Source organism: Bacteroides sp. AM44-19 (assembly GCF_003603395.1).
Taxonomy (GTDB): Bacteria; Bacteroidota; Bacteroidia; order Bacteroidales; family Bacteroidaceae; genus Bacteroides; species Bacteroides uniformis.
Genome location: NZ_QTNB01000001.1, coordinates 1 through 20,011 on the forward strand (window position 1 = coordinate 1; position 20,011 = coordinate 20,011).

Sequence of the window (20,011 nt, forward strand, 5' to 3'; positions counted from 1 at the left end):
GGTGGTACACGTTTCAAATGCTACCCGGGTCCCTTTTCAAGTGTTAGCTACATGAAATCATACAAAGCACCATTGATAGATACTTTCTTTTCCGCACTCACATCATCACAACGGCATCTGCATATATCCTGCCAGCTCTCACCACCTGTGCCGGGAATAGGTCTGCCGAACTCATCCTTATCCATCGGGGTGATAACCTTAACCTGCAATATGTGTGGAGCGAATATCATAAGAAAGTCACTTTAGGTTTGTTACTCAGTTCGTCTTTCAAGCCGTACTGCTTACACAGAAATGAATAGTAATCCTTAATGCCTTGAATGTTCCAAGACATAGAAAAACCGCCTTCACTGATTGAAGTGGCGCGAAGCAAAAGAGAGGGGATGAACTTCGCAATTGCTACAGAGACACGGACACAGCAATGCTCATTCATCTCATCCTCTCCGCTTATCTTCGAGGTAAGACACATATCCAAAATGTCAGCCTCCGATACCTGAATGCCGAATATCTGAAACTTCTGTTGTATGTAGTCGTTTACCGTCATCTTAATATGGTGTAATCAGTGTACTATATGCTGTATGGCTATAATGTGTGCAATACTTCGACTTATAGACGTACCGGAACGGGCATTTAGGAACTGAAATCTGTTTCCTTTGCATTGCCGTAATAGTTACTGTTTGCTTCACCGGACTATCCACAACCATAAATATTGGCTGCGGAGTGATCAGCACAACACAATCAACAGAAGATGCTTCAAAAGTGATACACTGAATGTCTGGCAAACCAACATCAACAGATGGATTCACATACTCACACTTGGGAGATTCCACACTTGATGCCTGCACGTCCAACGAGACCAAAGACATCATCAAAAAGCCACACATGGCAAAAATAAAATTCTTCATTTCTTTTCTGGTTTATAAAATTAGACAATGGAAGGGTAGAAACACTACCCTATCCTTACTCGATACCTAATGCTTCTTTCAGCTTGGCAGTTGATTCTTCATCCAGTTCTGAGACCTTAGCCAAAAGAGTTTCTTCTTTCATATTGCCGGAAGCCTGCACGCCGATGGACTTCAAAGCATCAATCAAAGCCTTCTTCTCAAACTCCTTTTCAAAGAGAGAGATTTTCACCTCCTTCTTTTCTTCAGGGGCTTTCACTTCGGTATTTTTTGCCTCAATCCGTTCAGCAAGTCTGCGGCTTTCCATATCCAGCACACGGGCTTCCTCACCGACTTCAATCACTTCACCGGGAGTATAATACTTTCCGGTGAACTTGTCGCGGAAAACTGATATAACCTTTACTTTCATATCCTACCCCCTTATGCTGATTGAATGGATGCAATTTCGCTCAAATCGAAATTGGTAATCAAATCTGGATTGGAAATCTGCGGAATCCACTCTGCCGTATATTCCATGTAGCGACCGTTTTTGTCACGGTAGTTGGAGATAAGCATCTGCCCCTCTGACGGGATATAAGTACGTCCTTGTACTGGGTCTGTCGCTTCATACGGGGTATGATGGCGCATATAACCAATGTTGTCAGAAGGTAACAGAGTAATACGGTTATCCGCGTAAATCTGCACATTCTTTCCCGTCTGGTCTTTCACGTAGTCCTCCTTGATTTCAATACGCGGCAAACCGATGCCGGTGAACACTTCGGAAGCCAAAGAAGAGGAAACCAATCCCGTACTCAACTTCATTTCGTTGCTGCCGAGAATCATCTTGTACTGCTCACCAAATTCAGATGAACCAAGAATAAGCTTGTTGAAAGATGCACGAGTCATAACCATCTTGGCATAAACGCCATAGTCCGGTGCCAAGGAATGAAGTTTCTCTCTCAAATAAGAGATAAACATATTCTTTCCGTCCACAACCACATCTCCACTTTTCGGCTTGATAAAATTGAACGGAAGGGTAATCTCCAGCAGTTTATTATTGGTCTGACCGGAAGTGATTGCAGCGTCTTTGTTGTAAACGGTGGCTTCACCAAGCATCAACAGCGCACCGACAATAATATCCATACGCTTGTGGGCGGCAAGGGTAATCTGACGGTAGTCGTCTGCCAGGAAGTTTACAATCTCTTCCATTGCAGCCTTTTGGTCGGCTGGCTTAGCGGCATTGAACTTGTCAATCAAATCCTGCAATTCAGAAAGACGGTCAATAGACATCTGATAAGCATCACCCAAATAGGCAATCTCACCATATCCGGAACCGATGTTCCGACGTTCACGGATGGGTTTCTCTCCAAAACGCGAATTGATGGAGCCGGCCATAACTCCGGTTACAGAACCGATATAATCCTTGAACACACGAGTAGTCACTCTGCGGAAAGTAAGATACTGCTGCCAATAGATTGTGTCCTTGCGTGTCTGGTTCACACGTCTGATGATAGCGGAAACAATGTTCGCATCATCGAATAATGTTTGAATCGTTAAAAACATATCCTACCTCCTTACTCGTTAAATTCAAACCATCCCTTCATGTTGGCTTTATCGTTCTCGGAGAACGGCATAATCAATTTTGAGGGTTCAATTTCTGCGGCTGTACGAAGCAATGAAACCAATGTGATTCCGTCCTCAACCTTTGTACGGTTAAACAAAGCCGAATTAGCTACATGCTTTTGTTTTAAACCATCAACTGCAACCGCATTGAATAATACGGCATCTTTGGCGATATTCTCACCAAAAGCAGCCTTAATAGTCAATACATCGTAGTTGGCATTAGACTTATCAATTGCCGTTACTTCTGCACCTTTCTTACCACTTCCGACAAACATACCCACATAAGCCAAAGAGTTCTTAGCTACTTTGATAGACAAAGCCTCTCCACCAGTGGTATAGGTTTCCGCAACTCTCACATTGATTACCGCATAAGCGAACTTGTTTTTCAAGTCCGCACAAATCGGTGTAAATCCGGGAAGAAAACTTCCCACTACCAGGTTCTGCGTATCAAGTTTGAACGGACCACGTCTACGAATGCCGGTCTGGACATCGTAGCGTTCCTCTTGCTCAACGGGCGGAACCAAGTCATACTTAAATCCTGCTGACATAATTAATTCTTGTTTTGTTCAACAATAGTTTTCGTTCCCTCATCAATCATCTTGGCGATAGATTCAGATTCTTTCTCAATCTTCTCTTCCGCTGATTCGGGAGGGGTTACGCCTTTGAAGCCGTCATTTGCGAACTCCTGCTTCAAGTCCTTGAAGTATGCGTCCAAGTCCTCATCGTCCTTAATGGCGCATCGTTTGGCGTAGTTTTCGGGAATACCATACTCTTTTGCCTTTGCCAAAATCTGCTGGCTACGTGTTGCTTGAGCCTTTTCCGTTTCAAACTGTGTTAGCTTATCAGAAAGGTTCTTGTTGGAGTCAATTAAAGCTTGCGCCCATGCAGGCACATCGTCTTTATTCTCTTCCGTTTTGGTGGTTGTGGTAGTCTCGATTGGCTTACCGTCTTTAAGGTTATGTTTCTTCTCGTAGTTGGAAACTGCGGTCTTGGAAGCATCCCCGGCACGGAAATCACCATAGGAATTTAGCACGTCCGAGAAGCTGATACCCTCAACAATGGAGTTTACCTTTGTCTCGTCCGTTACACCCTCTGCCTTCTTAGTGGCAATTCGGGTTAAGATAGCAGTGTCCACCCCAGTAAACTTCTGTTGCAGCCCTGCCAAGATTTGTTCTAAGATTGTCATACCGTATGAATTTGATTTATAAATTTCTACGGTAAATTTCGGCATTAATAAGCTATGTGAAAAATTATCAGATAGGTGATACACGACAATGAAACGATTGTCGTAAAATGGTATAAAAAAGGCGTGAAACCGAATGGAATCACGCCTAAATAAAGTATTGTAACTTATGCCGGTACAGCCATTAATTCACGCCCTACTGAACGTATTGTTTCTATAATATCTTCAAAACGTTTCTTAGACGGCTTCTTTGTTCCGCTTACATATTGAGCAAACAAACTCTGAGAAATACCTAAACGTCGTGCTATGGCAGCAGCATTCAATTCAGGATGAGCTATAAATAAATCATAAAGAGGATTAGATTTCCTTTCCCGAAAGAATCCCTCAAAACTCAAATCTTCATCAAGCTCTTTCCAATGTATTCCGTCATGGCTCGTTGTGAAATTTGCGCGCTGCGCAGGAGTAGCCCATTTCAGCCTTTGGAAATCTGAAAACTTCTCACATGCCTCCTTCCCGTCAGTGGTACGTATCCATACCTCCGTATCAGTCAACCATACCTTTTCAACTATGATATTTTCCATAACCACTTATTTTGATTTATTAAAAAATTTATTCCAATGCTCTGCTATTACTTCTTGATTTTCTTCTATAACTGATTCTACAAGTTTCAGTTCAGATGACTTCAAGCCATTATTTTTGATTAATGTAACTGGAAATAAAGTGAATTTAGCACTTACATCCCCTTTGATTACATGAACATGTATAGGCTCATGGTCATTAGCGTAAAACATAAAACGAAAACCAAATAAAATAAATATCGTTGGCATACCTTTCTCTATTGATTACCCTACAAATATAGGTAATTATTTAATTACCTACAACTATTCAAGCAAAAAATTAGCGGCAATTCTTTGATGTTGCCGCAAAATATTCTATTTTTCTTGTACTAAAATTATAATCCCTATAATTTTTCTGACTAAGAGGCATTTTTCTGTCCCTTATTTCCGATTTGCTCATTCTTTGCCGCTTGCTCCTCCTTGATTTCTGCAAGCTCCTCTTCTACCCTATCAGCATTCCCGGCAAACATGATTCCCTCACGCGTTGACCAGATGCCACCACTGACAGCGGAAACGGCAGTAGTCACCTTATCATTCAAATCATCAATCATATATGGAACCAGTTCTGTTTCTATGTCAATGGTTTGCGATGCCTTGCTAAACTCGGTTGGATTGATAGAGCCTAAAGCGGAAACAATGAAATTTACTCTCCGCTGTAAAAACTCGCCGATAACCTCACCGTGATTTTCTACCGCCATGTGTGCACCCATGAACATAAAGCGGAAAGCGGTTCCTGATGCTTTGCCTACCCCCTTCAACGTCTCAAAGGATATTCTTGGAGTGTTTGACATATCATAAGCCATATTGGTGAGTGTTTCTGCTTCAAAACGTACCGTATCCGGAACTTGGTTCCACGTCAGATACTGGGCATCCGCACTTTCACCTGTAAGTTTGACCATTCTATCCTTAACCTTACCCATGAAACCCTCCACGTCACCGATAAGTTTCAATAAAGGGAAGAAATGATAATCGATGCAATCTGCATAATTGGATAATAATTTCTCCAACCGAACCCGAAAAGTCTTTATCTTTTTGCAATAAGGTTCAGGACGGTAGGCATAGAGAACCGGTAATTTGGGGAATCCATGAGTAAAAGGCGTTCTTTCTTCATACCCTTTAGATAAATCCCACTGATAGACCATCTTATCAGTGATAGTCATAAAGCAAGTTATCTCCGAATCATCCATGAGCTTCTTCTTGTACTCACGTGAGAAAGCAATCATTTTACCTTCATCGTTAAAGAACGGGTATAGTTTATCACCTCTGAATGGAGACCATAACACGCTTTTCAGTTTCTTGGTGGGCTTGACCTTACCACCGAACGTAGTCTTAACTTTCTTCCAAAACTTTGCCCAAAACGAATCATCATCGGTAACATACCAATATTCTGCCGCTTCTTGTTCGGAGAGCCAGGCACGGACAATCTTCTTGTTTTGGTATTTGATTTTGTTGGATTTAAATACAGCCTTTACCGCATCCAGCAGCTTCTTTTCATCATCATCAGTCGGAGTGCAATCCATAGACGGTTCTGTGCCGACCGTGAAAGCAGTTTGAATATTCACTATATCCTGTTCCAATGGAATGGAAATACGGTTCACCGGTTCAGTCTTATACTTTGCTTCGATTTCATAAGTCTTACCAGTTTTTTCATCGAAGTGTTTCTCAGCTTCTTTTTCAAGAACCTTTCTGTCCGGATACTTCTTTTTGTCAACCATAATTTCATGGCGTTCCGGATTCCAATCGTCCCAAAGTTTACAACAGTCGGGAAGTTCAGTCTTCCTACCTTTCTTCAGGTAGTTTATCTTCTGCCCGATATCGGGCAATGCTAATATTTCTTCTAAATTCAATGGCATAGCTTATATTTTTAGTGTGTGAATATTCCAGTTAAATCTTTCGGCTTCAAAATGCGTCCAAGCAAACAACCCAATACATAATATCTAATGGCATCCATCAAATGATTATATTCATCTACTGGCTCATTGATGTAGTTTCCATCCTTATCTTTATCCCAAACATATTTCCGAAGTTCAGTAATAATATTGTAAGAGCGTTCTGTTACAAAGAACTCCATGTCTTTAATCTTATCAATACCCGCTTTGATGGAGCCGGGAAACTTATCTACCGGATAGATATTCACGCCTCTGTTCTTTATCTCTTGAATCAATCGAGGGTCTTGCGAATCGGCAAAAACTTTCATAGAGAAAGGCTTTAACCTATTGGCAATAGCCGACGAAAGCATATCCGTTTCATAGAAAAGTTCATCAACATACAAACGGTTATCAATAATGCCACATCTTACAGCAGCGGAAGGATCATTAGTAAAGCCGAAGTCCTGCCCTATTCCTACCTTTTTGCATTCCTGCGGGAACTCTTTCACAATTCCCCACTTCTTGAACACAGCACCTTCTGCAACGTCAGCCCAGCGACCGATAACCACATGAGCATACTTTTCAGGATTACTCACCTTCATATCCTCCACCTCTTTCAGAAACTCCGGGGAAAGATTCTCCAAGTTATCAAAATACGTAGTATGGATATGAAGCACATTCGGATGAGTGGAAATCTGAACCTGCACACCATCAATCTCTACCAGCTTGTGAGTTTTCTCAATGTATTTCTTGTAGATGAAGTGATTGGAATCGCATGGGTTCATTATAATGATAATCCGGTTCTGAATACCCTTTTTGCGAATGGAGAGCATTATTTTATCGAACTCATCTTCGCTTGTCCACTCTTCCGCTTCATCGCAAACGAAAGTCGTAATGCCTTGAATGGATTTCAGTTTTGCTGTCTGGTTCCCGGAAGAAGTCTTGATACCCCGGAACATGATACGGCTCTTAGTCATCTTATTGACTATATCCGTCTTTGTGGTCTTGAAATATTTCGTGGTACCGTCCAAATCTATCTTCTCCATCATTTCGGGAATGATAGACATACCGGCAGAAACCATCGTGTAACGGGTGTAAAGAATCTGATGAACTATCTTCTCTACGGGAGTCATTTCAAAAGTCAACCGCTCAATAAAGGTAGAAGCATTGAAAGACTTTCCGCTACCACGCCCACCGGTGATAAGAATTATAAATTTTTCCTTATCCTCATATAATGGATGGTAAATTTCTTGAGGTACTATCATTTCAGCTTGTCTTTAATCCAGGAATCAATGTTGATGCCGTGCTCTATGTCTGTTGGAATATCAGCATCTTCTGATTCTTCCCCAAAACCTTCGCTTTTCCCTAATGTAGAAAGCAAATAACGAATCATATAGCCGTCTGGACGTTCACGCCAACCCACGAAATTTCCATCTTTATCCTTTTCAGGAATACCCAATGCAAGAACACGGGCAGAAACCAAACATTCATCAACCAACGCCCCGCGCTCATCTGATATAGCATCTTTAAATTCAACATCTTCTTTCGCCCATTGATATACAGTTTTCCGAGCTACTTTAAACGTAGCCGCAACCTTAGTCAGATTTCCACCAGATTTGCGGAGAATCTTTCTAAAATCTTCTATATTAGGTTTCTTAGCCATATCCTTGTGTACGTGCGCGCGTATTTGTTACTTTCGTCACTTAATCAATTTTAATACATCTTCCCCTTTTACAAACTTGTCATCTGTGCTGATACCAAGCAAATCGCAAAAATCCTCTTTAGCGTTGTAAGAAGAAAAAGACAATGTAATATAAGCTTCTTCGTTTTGCTGTCTTTCTATTGACAATTCTCTTACTTGCTGTTTAATGGCTTTCATGTGCTCTTTCTTTTCATCATAAGTCTTCTCATCCGCAGAGGGAGTTTCAATTTCGTCAAATGATGGCAGAGGGGACAATAAATCATCCACAAAATCTAACTGAGATGGCATTTCTGTGTTTATGGAAAGAATATCATTCAATTCCCCAATGTCCAAGCCGACATTCGTATAATCTATATCAGAAATGTAGCCAGCTATAAGGTCTATATCCGGCTTTGTATTTCCTACAGCCATATATGTAAGCTGTTCCTTCTCAGCCTTATCGTCAAGAGCTACGACTTCAACCTTTACATCATAATCCGTTTTAGATGTACCATCGTATTTGTAGTGCAGGTCCATTGCCTTAATCCTTCGATGCCCGTCAATCAGATTCCTCGATTTTTCATTCCATACAATACCACCAAGAAAACCAATTTTCTGCAAATTTTTCTTTTGCAGCTTTACTTTCTCGTCCGAATGCCTTTTAGGGTTAATCGGATTAAGATTTATTTGAGAGCGTTTTATAATTCTTGTTTCACTTTGTTTTAGCTCTTTCATAGTCATATTCAAATAATTTCCGTTCTACCAATGGATATTCATTTATAACTTTTTGTAAATCAAATGGATATTTAGAACGAAGAAATAACAAGTAATTAATATCCGTTATGTCAGTGCCGGATGATTGATGTTTTCCTCCATATGATTCGGGTTTGATTAGACCTTTTCGACTAATGTACTCCAATACATCTTTGTTCCGATATTCAGATAAGGGATAACACTTCTTTTGCACTTCGTTAATACCGTTCAACTTATATGTACGTAACATTAAACGTCTATTCATTGAATCAGACTGCTTAAATCCAAAGAAGGCCCATTCGATATTATATTTCTCCCTTATAATATCCGTAAGTTGAGCCATATTGTATAGTTTCTGCTTCTCGTTCTTAATACATCCTAAGTAACCAATACGCCTAAATGAATAGACCGCAAAGTGAGGTATCTGAATGTACTTCACGTTTGGATATTTACTGCAAGCATAATTTATATAACGATTGATATGAGACAAGTCTTTTATAACATACATATAGGCGCAAACGACCTCTTTGAAATAAGGTGATATTAGGTCCAAAAGGGCTATACTGTCCTTGCCCGATGCCGAGTGAAACAATATAACCCTATCAGCCTTTAAAGCAACTTCTTTAATTATATCTATTGCTTTATCCATCATTAAACAACTCTACCGCCTACCCTACGATTAATTCTTGCTCGCTGAGCTGCATTTCGCCCCATAGATTGAAATCGTCCGGCTTCATAATCTTTTCGGGTACGATACTTTTGACCACTTGCATCTGTTGCATACGTTTCTGGCATAATCTTTAATTTTAAATTAAACAATCCTTTTACTAAATAAACAAAGCCACCCAAGTGGCTTATATTATTTCAAACCTGAATGGCTTATGATTTCACAAATATGTAAGTAGTAAAATAATGGCAACTCTTTCGGTGGATTCTTCTTGAACTCTTTTAATTGTTCATCAAAATCATGGAAATCAAATTCATCATGCATGAACTTAATACCTTCTTCTGTCACTTCACCTATACCTATCTCGTCAATTGCTACATCAAGTGTCCACGGTGCACCGGTACTATAAAAATGAATAGCTTCTATATCCGTTCTCAAAATAGACTGACATTCATCTTCACGCCCAGCCTTTCTCAATTTTTCATTTTCCTCAATCTGATTGAAGTCCGTGAACATTTTCTCATATTTAGAGCTGAGCATACGAGTTTCTATACACTTTTTACCGTTCAGAATATCTAAAGCGTTGTTTCTATTCATTACAAGCGAATACGCTTCTATCTCTTGACCTTTATAATTAATCTTCATACTATTCTATCATTTTTAAATTTATACTATAAAAAAGATAGTACCCCAAAGGTACTACCACAACCAAAGATAACGAAATATCTTCAATCGTTATACACGACAATCGGCTTATTGTCGTGAACTAAGCCATTTATCCCGTCTTTCTCTGCATGCCTCTAAGGTAGGCGCACAACAAGCAAAAAGTTCACCGCTATCAGTACGGTAGTCGTACTGGTACATTCTCACTCTTTTTCCTCTCAACCTGGTGTTGTAGGTACAATAATTCTCTTTACCGGGTTGGCATACGCTGCAACCGTTTTCATTTATTGAGTTCATAATCACTATATTTAATGTTTTGCATTCAATCTTTTTTCACTCGTATAAGCCACTACAAGCCCAGTCTCGTCATGCTGTATGGTGATGTACTTTTCACCCCTCTCTATAGTAGAGAAGTCGTACGGCGTACATAGCTTACCCAACACTTTACCCAGCTGCTTCATCAGTGGAGCTTCGGGGCTGATAACTAAAACTAAATCCGCTTTCATAATCGTGTGTATTGTGGTAGCCCGAAGGCTACCGGATTAAAACTTAGAACTTCTCGATTTTGAGATTGTCGTTAATGATAAACATACGTCCACACTCTAAAATCACATGTGTATCTGTAATTCGTTTGATTACTCTTACTACATCATCGTGCGATATGCGTGGCGTACCGTCTGCATGACAGCCATTAGACAAATCACCTGATACTCTATATCTCAAACCTACTGTAACTTCATTTACGTTCATAATCTTATATATTGCGCAGGGCTTTTACCCTGCTGGTTAAACTTATAATATCGTAATCTCTTTGTTGCCTATCTCTGTATCTACATTCAGAACCTCGTACTTTTGAGCCTTGTAATTATAAACGACTTCACAGGTATTGAAACCTCTACCATCTTCTCTTTGGTCATAAACAGTATTTATATGCTGATACATTTTATTGCCTAACATGAAGTTTATCTTACCTGATGTACAGAAGTAGAATGCTACCGCATACTTCAATGTTTTCTTCTCATCAATTTTCTTTGTTGCCATATCTTATATATTTAAATTATTATTCAAACTATGTTTTGATTGTCACACTGCAAATATCAAACTTTATTTTGAATAAAACAAATTTTGATAGAAAAATTTTCAAATTATTTTTTGATACTATTCTTCTGTATTCTATGTATAATTTGAAAACTATTCCTATCTTTGCGTCAAATTATAATTTGAATATCATGCTAAGAGTACAAGAAATCTGCAAACAGCAGGGTATTACCATGCAAGACCTTGCTAAAAGAATGGGAGTGACATATCAAGCCCTGTATGCCGCTGTGTCCGGCAACCCTACCATTGGGAAGTTAGGAGAAATAGCAAAGGCTTTAGGTGTAGGGATAACTGATTTGCTGAATGAAGACAAGGAGGAAAACACTATCACTTGCCCTCATTGTGGGAAGAAAATTAAATTAGAGAAAGGAGAATAACTATGCCTTATTGGTTACAGTTTACAATATTTGCTATTATAGCAGGATTAGTGCAATACATCATCACTTACTTCAAGGAAAAAGGAAAGAATCTTGCAACTAAAGAAGACATAGGTGAAATTACTAAAGAAATAAAATCCGTTGAAAGTCAATTTATTAATGAAACAGAGAAGCTTAAAAATAAATTAGCAATTTTGGCAAATGCGCAAACTGACATAACTTCAATGGAACGTCAGGCTATTATTGAGGTTAACAAAAGCTTGTTTATGTGGATAGATTCTGTTTTAAATATACCAAATGTCAATAATTCAATTCAAATAAATAATTATATTAATGCTCAGAATCAATTATATAAAAATGTACAACAAGATGAAATAGTATTAAGACTATTTGTCAAAAGCGATAACATCCACAATATTCTTCATAAGATAATTTTGGCTTTTCTTAAAATACAAGCCGAAAAGCAACTAAAATGTCATGAAATAATTAAAATAAATAATGAAATAGATGACATCAAACCAGAAACACCATCAAAAGAAAAGAGAGAGAAACTACAAAGAAAAATAGAAGAAAGAAAAACTGCTTTAGAAAACATCTCAGAAAAAGTGCTCGAAGAATACACTACAATTGCCCCAATGATTAATGAATTTAGAGAAAAAAGCAAAGAGCAAATATATAAAATTTTAAAGCCGGAGCACTAAACTCCGGCTCATTAATTGATTAGCCCTTTGAATTTCAACCGATTTACGATTTCGGTGTAAAGATACTCTATATCTCCACTAAAGTCCCCATAATTCTGATAGAGAAACACGACATCAGCACAATTGTCGGAAATGGTACATTCTGATTGAACTCCAAGAACCCTTGCTAATTCAGGTCGTAACCCTGCTGTCATTTTCCCACCGGCGAGCGAGCTTGGAGAAAACAGATACAGGATAATGAAAATGAACTTCTTCCGCTGGGTTACACTGTCAATATTCGGTGGACATCCTCTCTCATTCAGCAACTCAACGAATATTTTGTAGATTTCATGGATAAGGCTTTTGTCTTTCAAAATCGGGGCGGTCAAGGCATTTTCTTCCTCTGAAAGTTCTGATTTCTCGATACGAATCTTTTTAAGACGAATGATTTTATTAAAATCCAGCTCCATAACACGATTATTTTAAAAGTAAATAGTATATTTGCATCATAATCGTGTGAGGAGCTGATTCATGGTCGTGCGTGGGTTGGCTCTTTCTTTTATTTAACAGACTTATCCTTTTCCTGAATAACCCGATTTTTCTCGTTCACCTCCCTACCCCATATCATAGCGGAATAGATGGCTTTTGCATACAAAAAGAGTTCCTCACGACTGGTAAGGAACTCAACTCGAAGGGCTGCACATTTCGCATCAGTCCAGACATTTTCATTTCTATTCATTGGCTATTTGTTAATTTTATAAATCTATTACGTTAATGGTTAACACATATATCCACTTGCTAAACCATGTTATAAGATGGCTGAACAAAGGCTCATAATTTGCATAACTCCCACAAATCCGTACCTTTGCAATGTGTTTTTCATAGTATTAGATTTAAGGTTAATAAAAAAGATTGGCTGTCTGGGATAGATAGCCTTTTTTTGTATCTATCAGTCACCTTTGTTCTCGTCCCTATACTTATGCTTCCAATAGCTATTTAAACAATTATATACAGTAACGCAAATTATCAAAACTGTTACAACAAACCCTCCCCAATCAAATTCCATATCCTACTTTATTACATTCCACTCACTTTCCATAATCACATGTTCACACTTATTACACCTATGCAGGTAAGTCGGAAACGGAGCTGTCGTATAATCTTCGACAGCAATTTCTATACTGCCACATTCCGGACACTCAATTTTTACCTCTTTAATACCGGAATAGTCCCAGAAAGACGGTTTCCCTTTCACGTTCTCGATAGGTTTGGAGTAAAGGATAGGATTAGCCAGTACCCAGTTATAAACTCCTTTCTCTGCCCAGATGGAAGAGTGATTCACAACACAATCCACAATTTCGACACTTCCAATGATAGCAGAATTTACATATCCATTGCCGCAAATAATCTCACTCTGGAATCCAAGTGAAAAGCTATCCCATTGCCTTTTCGTAAATACACTATTAGGATTAATCATTTCCATGGGGACGGCGCTTGAATGAATCAGCACCCTCTGCCCTAAGTATTTCTTAGGACACGGCCAAGTGCGATTCTCGATGTCTTTGATGCCGTGGACTATCAGACTGGCCCATGGCTGTTTGATGGTTATTGCTTTCATCCTTCGCCTCCTTTCGGTAGTGCTGGTATCGGCCTCCAATGTGTGACATATCCAGTTTTGATGTATGGATAAATATTATACATCACTCTACGAGCCGCCATTTCACCTTCTTTTCCGTCTACTGTTATGACTTGCACTACTCCGGGAGAATCATCTTTCGGAATAGCCATTTCTACGCTTATCCACGGGGATTGCTTTGCCTGCCATTCGGCACCTTTTCTGAACATATTCAACATTGCTTGTCTCTGATAGGCTAATTCACCTTCAACTATTATTGCATAACTTGACGTAAGTTCTTGTTTTGCTGCTTCTTCTACTGTCTGTTTCATAATTTATCCTTATTGAATGTTCTGATTTATGTAATTCACAATCTTTTCCAACTTGCTTGAAGCAAACAAGCAATTATTAAGTTGTCGCTTGCCCTCTTTCCATTCGTGGAATAATTGATAATATGGTGGACTAAGTGTACGGTCAATCTTTATGCGATATTGATTAGTCCCATACTCAGTTATAAGATTCTCAATGTATTCGTCTGAATTATCTTGATTGGTAACAAATACCATCTTATCAGTAGTAAGTATCATATTTTACCCTCCTTATCAAATTCGGATAATGCCTGCTCGCAGAACTTGACCTGCTCCAAAGCATAATCCCTCTTATAAGTGATTATATCGCGTGTTGTATAGTCCGTATAAAATCGGTCTATAATGCTTTTAACATAAAACCTTTTAGGTTCCTCACAATGGTTCAGAAGAATCACGTATTCATCGTTTCTCGGATGCAAGCACAAAAAACGATAATAATTCACTTCACCATTTAGGCATTCAATCAGTTTTTCATCTGTCTTTAGATTTCCAATGTCTTCTATATTCCTTATTGGTCTCATAATTCAATATTTTTTATTATTTTTTCTATTCCGCTCGCTCTGTACCTCTGCCATACACATCTTGCACCATGACGCTTTCAGATGGTATTCCTTACCGTTACGACGGGCTATTCTATCGAAAAAACGGGATAACGGAAGCGCTCTACCACAGCGGGTGCACAGTTTACGCTCCACTCCGTCAACGACCACCCGGTTACGGGGTTTCCTCCTCACGATTTCACATGGTCCGCATTCGGACGCACCGTACCTCCTGCAATATGCAAGGGAATGCTTGCCGCACTTGGAGAAGGATGTACAATCCGAACGGGGAACAGTCTGGTGAACGTTCATACGGCATCGCTCATTAAGTCGAACAATGTGGGTGCGCTGACCTCCATCTCCGCCTCATACAGATATGAAAGACTGTCTTTCCAGTAGTCGTAATTGAGTTCAGTAGATAGACCTTTCCTCCCCAAATTGATTGCGCAATAGGGAACGGTGCCGATACCTCCGAACGGGTCAAACACCAGTTCACCTTTGTTTGAGTATCGTTCAATCAACCTTTCGACAATATCCAACTGAAGGGGACAGATGTGGTTCTGCCGTTTCTTCTGCGACTGCCTAGTATTGAGCGTGCGCATCCGGGTGACATCATCCCATATCCAGGGCTTCTTGCTTACCGGGTCAACAGCCATGAATGTCTTTGGCAGTTTTCCATATGCCTCCAGTTCTTCGGCAAATGACACGTGTTCCTCATAATCATAGACGTGCCCACGCTCGTAGTTCCTGAATAGGTGGCGTATCTTGTCAATGCCGGCCCCTTTCATGTCCTCGTAACTCAACAGGGAGTTACCCGATGATTTCCAACTTGCATGAGCGTCTATCTGCCAACGGGCCAACGAATATTCGCTTTTGTTTTTTGTCACCGGCAAATCAGCATAGGCCCGTGAGGTGTCGGAAGGAAGCTTGCGGAAAAGAAGGACATACTCAGGACAACCGATACCCATCTTTGAACCGTCCTTGCACATCTCCGTATATCCAAGCCGATAAGTCTGGTTGTTCTCCCTTACCACATCCGTATCCACCGTGATGCGCCCCATGTAGCGGAAACCGTGTTTCATGTAGTGGAATACAGTCATTTCACTGAACGGGTCGATGGTGGGCATACCGTCACCAGTGGCGTTGCCGAACAAAACACGGTCTTTCACATGGATGCAAGCTAACCTACCGGGTTTAAGAATACGCATAAGCTCCGGTGTAAGATAATCCATCTGCTCGAAGAACTTGCCGTTGTCCTCATTATGCCCGAAGTCGTTATAGGTCGGAGTGTACTCATAGTGGTTGGAGAACGGGATGCTTGTTACAATTAGGTCCACCGAATTACTTTCCATAGTCTGGCATTCAAGAACATTGTCATTATTGATTGCCCTCCACAGTTTACCAGACTTTTCTTCCCTGCTGGCAAACATCCACCGCATCATCTTCTCCTCTGCCTGCAAGCCGAACAAACCGTTCTCGCGGACTATATCGGTCATCTTGGCTACCATCTCGCGGTGTTGCGCCCACTTCTGCATGAAGCTCTTGTATATCTCTCCCTCACTTTCCGCATAGACCAGATAAAGGTCAACCGGATGCTGCTGCATGAAACGGTAGATACGGGCTATCGCCTGGAACTTGTCGTTAAAACGGTAGTCAATGAACATGATTGCCTTATGGCAGTGGTACTGGAAGTTCAAACCTTCACCAAGCATCTCCGGTTTGGCGGCCAAATATTTCAGACGGCCGTCCTTAAAGTCCGCTATCACTTCGTCGGCTTCCTCATCATCCTGCGAGCCGTACACAGCCTTACATCCGGGTATGGCGTCACACAAAGCCTTCCGTTCATTCTCCAGGTCATGCCATAAAAGGAAATGGTCGTCTTTGTTTTCAGGACGGTTAATGATTTCCACCACACGGGCAATCTTTTCCTGCATGTTGTCCCGACGTTCTTTCGCTGCGTCGGCAAGTCCGAGAGCAGCCTCACGGAACATCTTCACTTGTCCGTCACGGTCGGTTCCGGCAGTGGAGTTATCAACACTAACCACTTCTTCATGTACACGCAGTTCCGGCAATTCATATCCGGTATCGGGGTAACCAAGGTCGGACGGTCTGGTGAGGAACAACGCCCATGTACTTACCCACAACCAGAACTCCTTCTCCTTGTGCGGATAAAGGGTAAGGTTATTCGCCTTCGTGCTGTCACGCTGAAAGAAACGGGTAAGCGCCTGCCCGGTATCCATCACACCGAGATAACCGGCATAATGTATCAGCTCCTTGTATCTATTGGGCGATGGCGTGGCGGTGGCGACAAAGCGGTAGGGAACATCCGCAAACAAGGGAAGGAACTCCTGGTAGGTCTTGGTACCGAAACCACGTAATACGCTCGCTTCATCCAATGATGTTGCGGTGAAGGAGGAAGGTTCTATTCTTACACCATCTTCACCGTCGCGCACACGCTCGTAGTTCGTAACCATGATGTCAGTCGGGCATATCATCACATCAGCCATAGTTCGTACATAGGTCACTTTCATGTGCAGATGTTGTTCCGCTTGTGTAAGGAACTCAACCACTACACGTTTAGGACAAACTATCAGCCCTTTGCCGCCTTTGTGTTTCAGGACTACCCGAAGTATCTCCAACTGAGTAACGGTTTTCTGCATACCGAAACTGGAGAATATCGCACGGCAACCACCGGACACCGCCCAGCGAACAGTATCTTTCACATGGGGATATAACGACGGTGTCAGTTCATCCGGATTGACCTCGAACCCGGTCTGACGGCTGATGGCCATCTTGTCTTTTAAAAATTCTATATATTCTTTCATTAAGCTACTTCTTTTAATTTCTTCAATCTTAAATCTCTAAGTTTTGCACAAAGTGCTTCGGCATTCTTCTTTGCCTGTGTAACCTCTACCGCATTTCCGATAAACTTCTTCTGGTCAGCTTGTGTACCAACTAACACATAATCTTCCGGAAAGCCCATGATACGTTTTAGTTCAGGAATGCGAAGCATCCGCATTTTAATATCCACTATGCCATACAGTGCCATGAACTCCTTTATCTTCACGGTCATAGGACTATCATTGTCGTAGATTTCAATCGCTATCTGACCGCTTTCTGTTGCTACCAGATAGGGCGGCATCTTATCCATTCGTGCTATCAGGGTGAAGCAGGGGTTATCAACGGAGCCGCCAGCACTGTTGAACTGTGGATTCATCAGATAATGCCATTTCCGGTTTGCGGTTATTGTCTGTGCCGGTTCCTCTATGTTGCTACCAATATTTGAGAAAGAAGTATTCATAATCCAAGGCTTGCATGTTATAAGTTTTTGCTTGGGATTGGTTAAAATTGCCGGACAAATATTGTCAATACTTGTATGTTGTCCTCCGCCGGAATACTCATTGGCGATAAACCTTGGAGTTACTAATGATAATCTGTCTTTTGTTGTAACTGTCGCAGACGGCTCGTTTACCGAACGATTAAAGCCGTTCCCATAGTGCGCTGATACGAAGGCATGATGGTCCCTGCATGTGATTGTTCCGGCAGGCTCTTCCACTGATACATTCTTGCTTTCGGGATGTCCGCTGAATTGTTTGGAAAGAAAGCAAACTTGCGCTACTCCAAGTCTGTTTTGTGTTGTTACCACCGGACATGGTTCGTCAATCCCAGGAGCGTTATATTTCCCCGTACGGTTCATAGAATTATACTTCACGAGGAAGGCATCCTTTCCTCCGGCTACAAACTTGATAAGTCCGTTATAGATACGCTCAAGCGTTTTCTCTGCAAGAGGCTTTTCCCTGAAGATGGTAGTTCCTTCATCAGAGAAATCAAGTACATCCTTTACCGGCTTCCACTTCTCCAGCCGCGAAAACATATCTTGCCTACCACCCTTACAGTGGGTCGGTTCAGGGAATACTATCGGCAAACTCTTTTTAGCAAAGATGCCGAAGAAGCGTTTCCTTGTGGTGTAGGCACCAAAGTCGGCAGCGTTCAGGATGCGGTGCTCAAAGTTGTAACCGTACTTCTTGACATTGCGCACCCACTTCTGATAAAGCCTGCCTTTGTCCATGCTGATAGGCTTCCCTTTTTCGTCCATATCTCCCCAGCTCATAAACTCTTCCACATTCTCAATCTGAATGTAGTCAGGATCTATAACATCAATATAACGGAAGAGATGTTCTGCCAGCGTCCGGCTATCAGCATCTCTCGGTTGACCGCCTTTAGCTTTCGAGAAGTTGGTACACTCCAAAGAAGCATGAAGCATTATCATCGAATCAGGATATAATTCACGGATACGTTCAACAATAGTATTTATCGGTGAAAGCTCCAGTGTACGAATATCCTCAATGAAATGAAGTGCATCAGGAATGTTGGCATCATGTGAAAGGATAGCATTCTTATCGTGATTCACACAGCAAACTACTTTTGCACATCTATTGCCATTTAAACGGGCTTCTTCCACGCCTTCCGACAAACCACCGGCCCCACAGAATAGGTCTATGACAAATAATTCAATGCCGGACAACCCTTCTAAGCTACATAATATCTCTTTCAATGATTTCATAACTCAATCAATCTCCTTCGGTTTCCAGTCATTAGGAACTTTTGCCCATTCTCTGAAGCTACCATTGGCTACGGCGGCGTCAATTAGTTGTTTTCTTGGTTTCATAATCGTGTGTCTTTTTTCATCAGTTACAAGTAAGTCCTTAAACAATAGTCCGCTATCCAGTAGCAGACAAAATAAAAAGCGGCATACGCTGTCAGGATTGACAGAATAGTCGCTATCAGTTTTATATCTTTCATCTTCGGCTTTCCCCCTCGATTTTTATCACATTAAACATCTCTTTCACCCGGTCGGCTATATAGGCTCCATACCGTTGGGAAAACTCCTTGTCCGGGTCCAGATTGGTAGTCATGTGGGTGTAGAAACAATATCTCTGCTCATAGCGCAGTTGCAAGACGGTCTGAATGGCATTGATGCCCGTACCAAAGTGTTTGGCATCCATAGGTTCCCGTCCCACCTCGTCAATGGCAAGATTGTGCATACATGATCTGTCTGTGTATTGGTTTAACCCGACAATTCCTTTCTCGGCAAACAGCAAGGCAATCTCGGCAGCACTGGTGAACTGAAAGGTCAATCCAGCATCCGCGCCGCCAATACAATAGCGGGCGATTTTTGCCGCATAGTTCTGTAGCCCTTTCAGCAAAGTGGACTTGCCAACTCCGATAGAGCCGTGTAATAATAATCCCTTGCTTACATCCAATACTCCGGGAATCCCCCAAACCCATTGATAAAGGGCTTTCAATAATTGGCGATTACTATCATCAACCATAAAGACTGGCGAGATTGTTTTCATAGATGCAACGAGTTGATTACGCCAATATATGTCAGCCTGTACCC

At 41.1% G+C, this 20,011-nt stretch carries 30 protein-coding genes; 2 read left to right on the forward strand and 28 right to left on the reverse strand.

Going from position 1 to position 20,011, the window contains the following annotated elements:
• Positions 1 to 47: 47 nt before the first annotated feature.
• The 18 genes from DW947_RS00005 to DW947_RS00100 all read right to left on the reverse strand — a co-directional run bounded on the left by DW947_RS00005 (position 48) and on the right by DW947_RS00100 (position 10,974).
• Positions 48 to 230, reverse strand: coding sequence for a hypothetical protein (locus DW947_RS00005; protein WP_119958391.1), 183 nt, complete (start codon positions 228 to 230; stop codon positions 48 to 50).
• A complete protein-coding gene (locus DW947_RS00010) occupies positions 227 to 541 on the reverse strand; it encodes a DUF6706 family protein (RefSeq protein ID WP_118132152.1) in 315 nt (104 codons plus the stop codon). Before DW947_RS00010 ends, DW947_RS00005 begins: the two co-directional genes overlap by 4 nt.
• 1 nt (position 542) lies before the next feature.
• On the reverse strand, positions 543 to 902 hold the full coding sequence (locus tag DW947_RS00015) for a hypothetical protein (protein WP_118132151.1): 360 nt from the start codon (positions 900 to 902) through the stop codon (positions 543 to 545).
• A gap of 55 nt (positions 903 to 957) precedes the next feature.
• Positions 958 to 1,308, reverse strand: coding sequence for a hypothetical protein (locus tag DW947_RS00020; protein ID WP_118132150.1), 351 nt, complete (start codon positions 1,306 to 1,308; stop codon positions 958 to 960).
• An 11-nt stretch (positions 1,309 to 1,319) separates the two neighbouring features.
• The gene (locus DW947_RS00025; protein WP_005837056.1) at positions 1,320 to 2,441 is read right to left on the reverse strand and encodes a hypothetical protein; all 1,122 of its coding nucleotides are present in this window, start codon (positions 2,439 to 2,441) and stop codon (positions 1,320 to 1,322) included.
• Between the two features lie 11 nt (positions 2,442 to 2,452).
• The gene (locus DW947_RS00030; protein WP_118940818.1) at positions 2,453 to 3,049 is read right to left on the reverse strand and encodes a head fiber protein; all 597 of its coding nucleotides are present in this window, start codon (positions 3,047 to 3,049) and stop codon (positions 2,453 to 2,455) included.
• Positions 3,050 to 3,051: 2 nt separating this feature from the next.
• Positions 3,052 to 3,687: a hypothetical protein gene (locus tag DW947_RS00035; RefSeq protein WP_117880672.1), complete on the reverse strand. Its 636-nt coding sequence runs from the start codon at positions 3,685 to 3,687 to the stop codon at positions 3,052 to 3,054.
• A 164-nt stretch (positions 3,688 to 3,851) separates the two neighbouring features.
• The gene (locus DW947_RS00040) at positions 3,852 to 4,265 is read right to left on the reverse strand and encodes a DUF2442 domain-containing protein (protein WP_117880674.1); all 414 of its coding nucleotides are present in this window, start codon (positions 4,263 to 4,265) and stop codon (positions 3,852 to 3,854) included.
• A 6-nt stretch (positions 4,266 to 4,271) separates the two neighbouring features.
• Positions 4,272 to 4,511, reverse strand: a complete 240-nt coding sequence (locus DW947_RS00045; RefSeq protein WP_005824559.1) for a DUF4160 domain-containing protein — start codon at positions 4,509 to 4,511, stop codon at positions 4,272 to 4,274.
• A 149-nt stretch (positions 4,512 to 4,660) separates the two neighbouring features.
• On the reverse strand, positions 4,661 to 6,154 hold the full coding sequence (locus DW947_RS00050; RefSeq protein ID WP_118940817.1) for a phage portal protein: 1,494 nt from the start codon (positions 6,152 to 6,154) through the stop codon (positions 4,661 to 4,663).
• A gap of 11 nt (positions 6,155 to 6,165) precedes the next feature.
• The gene (locus tag DW947_RS00055; RefSeq protein WP_118940816.1) at positions 6,166 to 7,434 is read right to left on the reverse strand and encodes a PBSX family phage terminase large subunit; all 1,269 of its coding nucleotides are present in this window, start codon (positions 7,432 to 7,434) and stop codon (positions 6,166 to 6,168) included.
• On the reverse strand, positions 7,431 to 7,832 hold the full coding sequence (locus DW947_RS00060; RefSeq protein ID WP_117880693.1) for a hypothetical protein: 402 nt from the start codon (positions 7,830 to 7,832) through the stop codon (positions 7,431 to 7,433). Before DW947_RS00060 ends, DW947_RS00055 begins: the two co-directional genes overlap by 4 nt.
• A 36-nt stretch (positions 7,833 to 7,868) precedes the next feature.
• A complete protein-coding gene (locus tag DW947_RS00065) occupies positions 7,869 to 8,585 on the reverse strand; it encodes a ParB N-terminal domain-containing protein (RefSeq protein ID WP_117880694.1) in 717 nt (238 codons plus the stop codon).
• Positions 8,563 to 9,255 carry a phosphoadenosine phosphosulfate reductase family protein gene (locus DW947_RS00070; protein WP_229095578.1) on the reverse strand — a complete coding sequence of 231 codons (693 nt, stop codon included), beginning with the start codon at positions 9,253 to 9,255 and terminating at the stop codon, positions 8,563 to 8,565. Before DW947_RS00070 ends, DW947_RS00065 begins: the two co-directional genes overlap by 23 nt.
• A 207-nt stretch (positions 9,256 to 9,462) precedes the next feature.
• A complete protein-coding gene (locus DW947_RS00080; protein WP_117880698.1) occupies positions 9,463 to 9,915 on the reverse strand; it encodes a hypothetical protein in 453 nt (150 codons plus the stop codon).
• 108 nt (positions 9,916 to 10,023) lie between these two features.
• Positions 10,024 to 10,230 carry a DUF3873 family protein gene (locus DW947_RS00085; RefSeq protein WP_118940814.1) on the reverse strand — a complete coding sequence of 69 codons (207 nt, stop codon included), beginning with the start codon at positions 10,228 to 10,230 and terminating at the stop codon, positions 10,024 to 10,026.
• An 11-nt stretch (positions 10,231 to 10,241) separates the two neighbouring features.
• Entirely contained in the window at positions 10,242 to 10,439 is a 198-nt protein-coding gene (locus DW947_RS00090) for a hypothetical protein (RefSeq protein WP_118940813.1), read from the reverse strand.
• A gap of 286 nt (positions 10,440 to 10,725) precedes the next feature.
• Positions 10,726 to 10,974, reverse strand: coding sequence for a hypothetical protein (locus tag DW947_RS00100; RefSeq protein ID WP_061412738.1), 249 nt, complete (start codon positions 10,972 to 10,974; stop codon positions 10,726 to 10,728).
• Positions 10,975 to 11,042: 68 nt separating this feature from the next.
• On the opposite strand from DW947_RS00100, the gene DW947_RS00105 reads away from it, so the two are divergent.
• Entirely contained in the window at positions 11,043 to 11,408 is a 366-nt protein-coding gene (locus DW947_RS00105; RefSeq protein ID WP_243635067.1) for a helix-turn-helix domain-containing protein, read from the forward strand.
• Between the two features lie 2 nt (positions 11,409 to 11,410).
• A complete protein-coding gene (locus tag DW947_RS00110; protein WP_118940812.1) occupies positions 11,411 to 12,109 on the forward strand; it encodes a hypothetical protein in 699 nt (232 codons plus the stop codon).
• A gap of 11 nt (positions 12,110 to 12,120) precedes the next feature.
• Here DW947_RS00110 and DW947_RS00115 read toward each other — a convergent pair whose 3' ends face one another.
• The 10 genes from DW947_RS00115 to DW947_RS00160 form a co-directional block, all read right to left on the reverse strand.
• Positions 12,121 to 12,558 carry a hypothetical protein gene (locus DW947_RS00115; RefSeq protein WP_118940811.1) on the reverse strand — a complete coding sequence of 146 codons (438 nt, stop codon included), beginning with the start codon at positions 12,556 to 12,558 and terminating at the stop codon, positions 12,121 to 12,123.
• An 89-nt stretch (positions 12,559 to 12,647) separates the two neighbouring features.
• Entirely contained in the window at positions 12,648 to 12,827 is a 180-nt protein-coding gene (locus DW947_RS00120) for a hypothetical protein (protein ID WP_118940810.1), read from the reverse strand.
• Between the two features lie 330 nt (positions 12,828 to 13,157).
• Positions 13,158 to 13,706, reverse strand: a complete 549-nt coding sequence (locus DW947_RS00125; RefSeq protein ID WP_118940809.1) for an ASCH domain-containing protein — start codon at positions 13,704 to 13,706, stop codon at positions 13,158 to 13,160.
• Complete coding sequence (locus tag DW947_RS00130) at positions 13,703 to 14,035, reverse strand: hypothetical protein (RefSeq protein ID WP_118940808.1); 333 nt, start codon at positions 14,033 to 14,035, stop codon at positions 13,703 to 13,705. The genes DW947_RS00125 and DW947_RS00130 overlap by 4 nt, the downstream gene beginning before the upstream one ends.
• A gap of 35 nt (positions 14,036 to 14,070) precedes the next feature.
• Complete coding sequence (locus DW947_RS22050) at positions 14,071 to 14,181, reverse strand: HNH endonuclease (RefSeq protein WP_118940807.1); 111 nt, start codon at positions 14,179 to 14,181, stop codon at positions 14,071 to 14,073.
• Positions 14,182 to 14,286: 105 nt separating this feature from the next.
• Positions 14,287 to 14,592 (reverse strand): hypothetical protein, encoded by a 306-nt coding sequence (locus DW947_RS00140; RefSeq protein ID WP_118940806.1) that lies wholly within the window; start codon positions 14,590 to 14,592, stop codon positions 14,287 to 14,289.
• 3 nt (positions 14,593 to 14,595) lie between these two features.
• Positions 14,596 to 14,922, reverse strand: a complete 327-nt coding sequence (locus DW947_RS00145; protein WP_118940805.1) for a hypothetical protein — start codon at positions 14,920 to 14,922, stop codon at positions 14,596 to 14,598.
• Positions 14,919 to 17,435 carry a DNA methyltransferase gene (locus DW947_RS00150; protein WP_118940804.1) on the reverse strand — a complete coding sequence of 839 codons (2,517 nt, stop codon included), beginning with the start codon at positions 17,433 to 17,435 and terminating at the stop codon, positions 14,919 to 14,921. The genes DW947_RS00145 and DW947_RS00150 overlap by 4 nt, the downstream gene beginning before the upstream one ends.
• Positions 17,435 to 19,174 carry a DNA cytosine methyltransferase gene (locus tag DW947_RS00155; RefSeq protein WP_118940803.1) on the reverse strand — a complete coding sequence of 580 codons (1,740 nt, stop codon included), beginning with the start codon at positions 19,172 to 19,174 and terminating at the stop codon, positions 17,435 to 17,437. The genes DW947_RS00150 and DW947_RS00155 overlap by 1 nt, the downstream gene beginning before the upstream one ends.
• Positions 19,175 to 19,409: 235 nt before the next feature.
• Positions 19,410 to 19,967: an ATP-binding protein gene (locus DW947_RS00160; protein WP_133303596.1), complete on the reverse strand. Its 558-nt coding sequence runs from the start codon at positions 19,965 to 19,967 to the stop codon at positions 19,410 to 19,412.
• Positions 19,968 to 20,011: the final 44 nt, after the last annotated feature.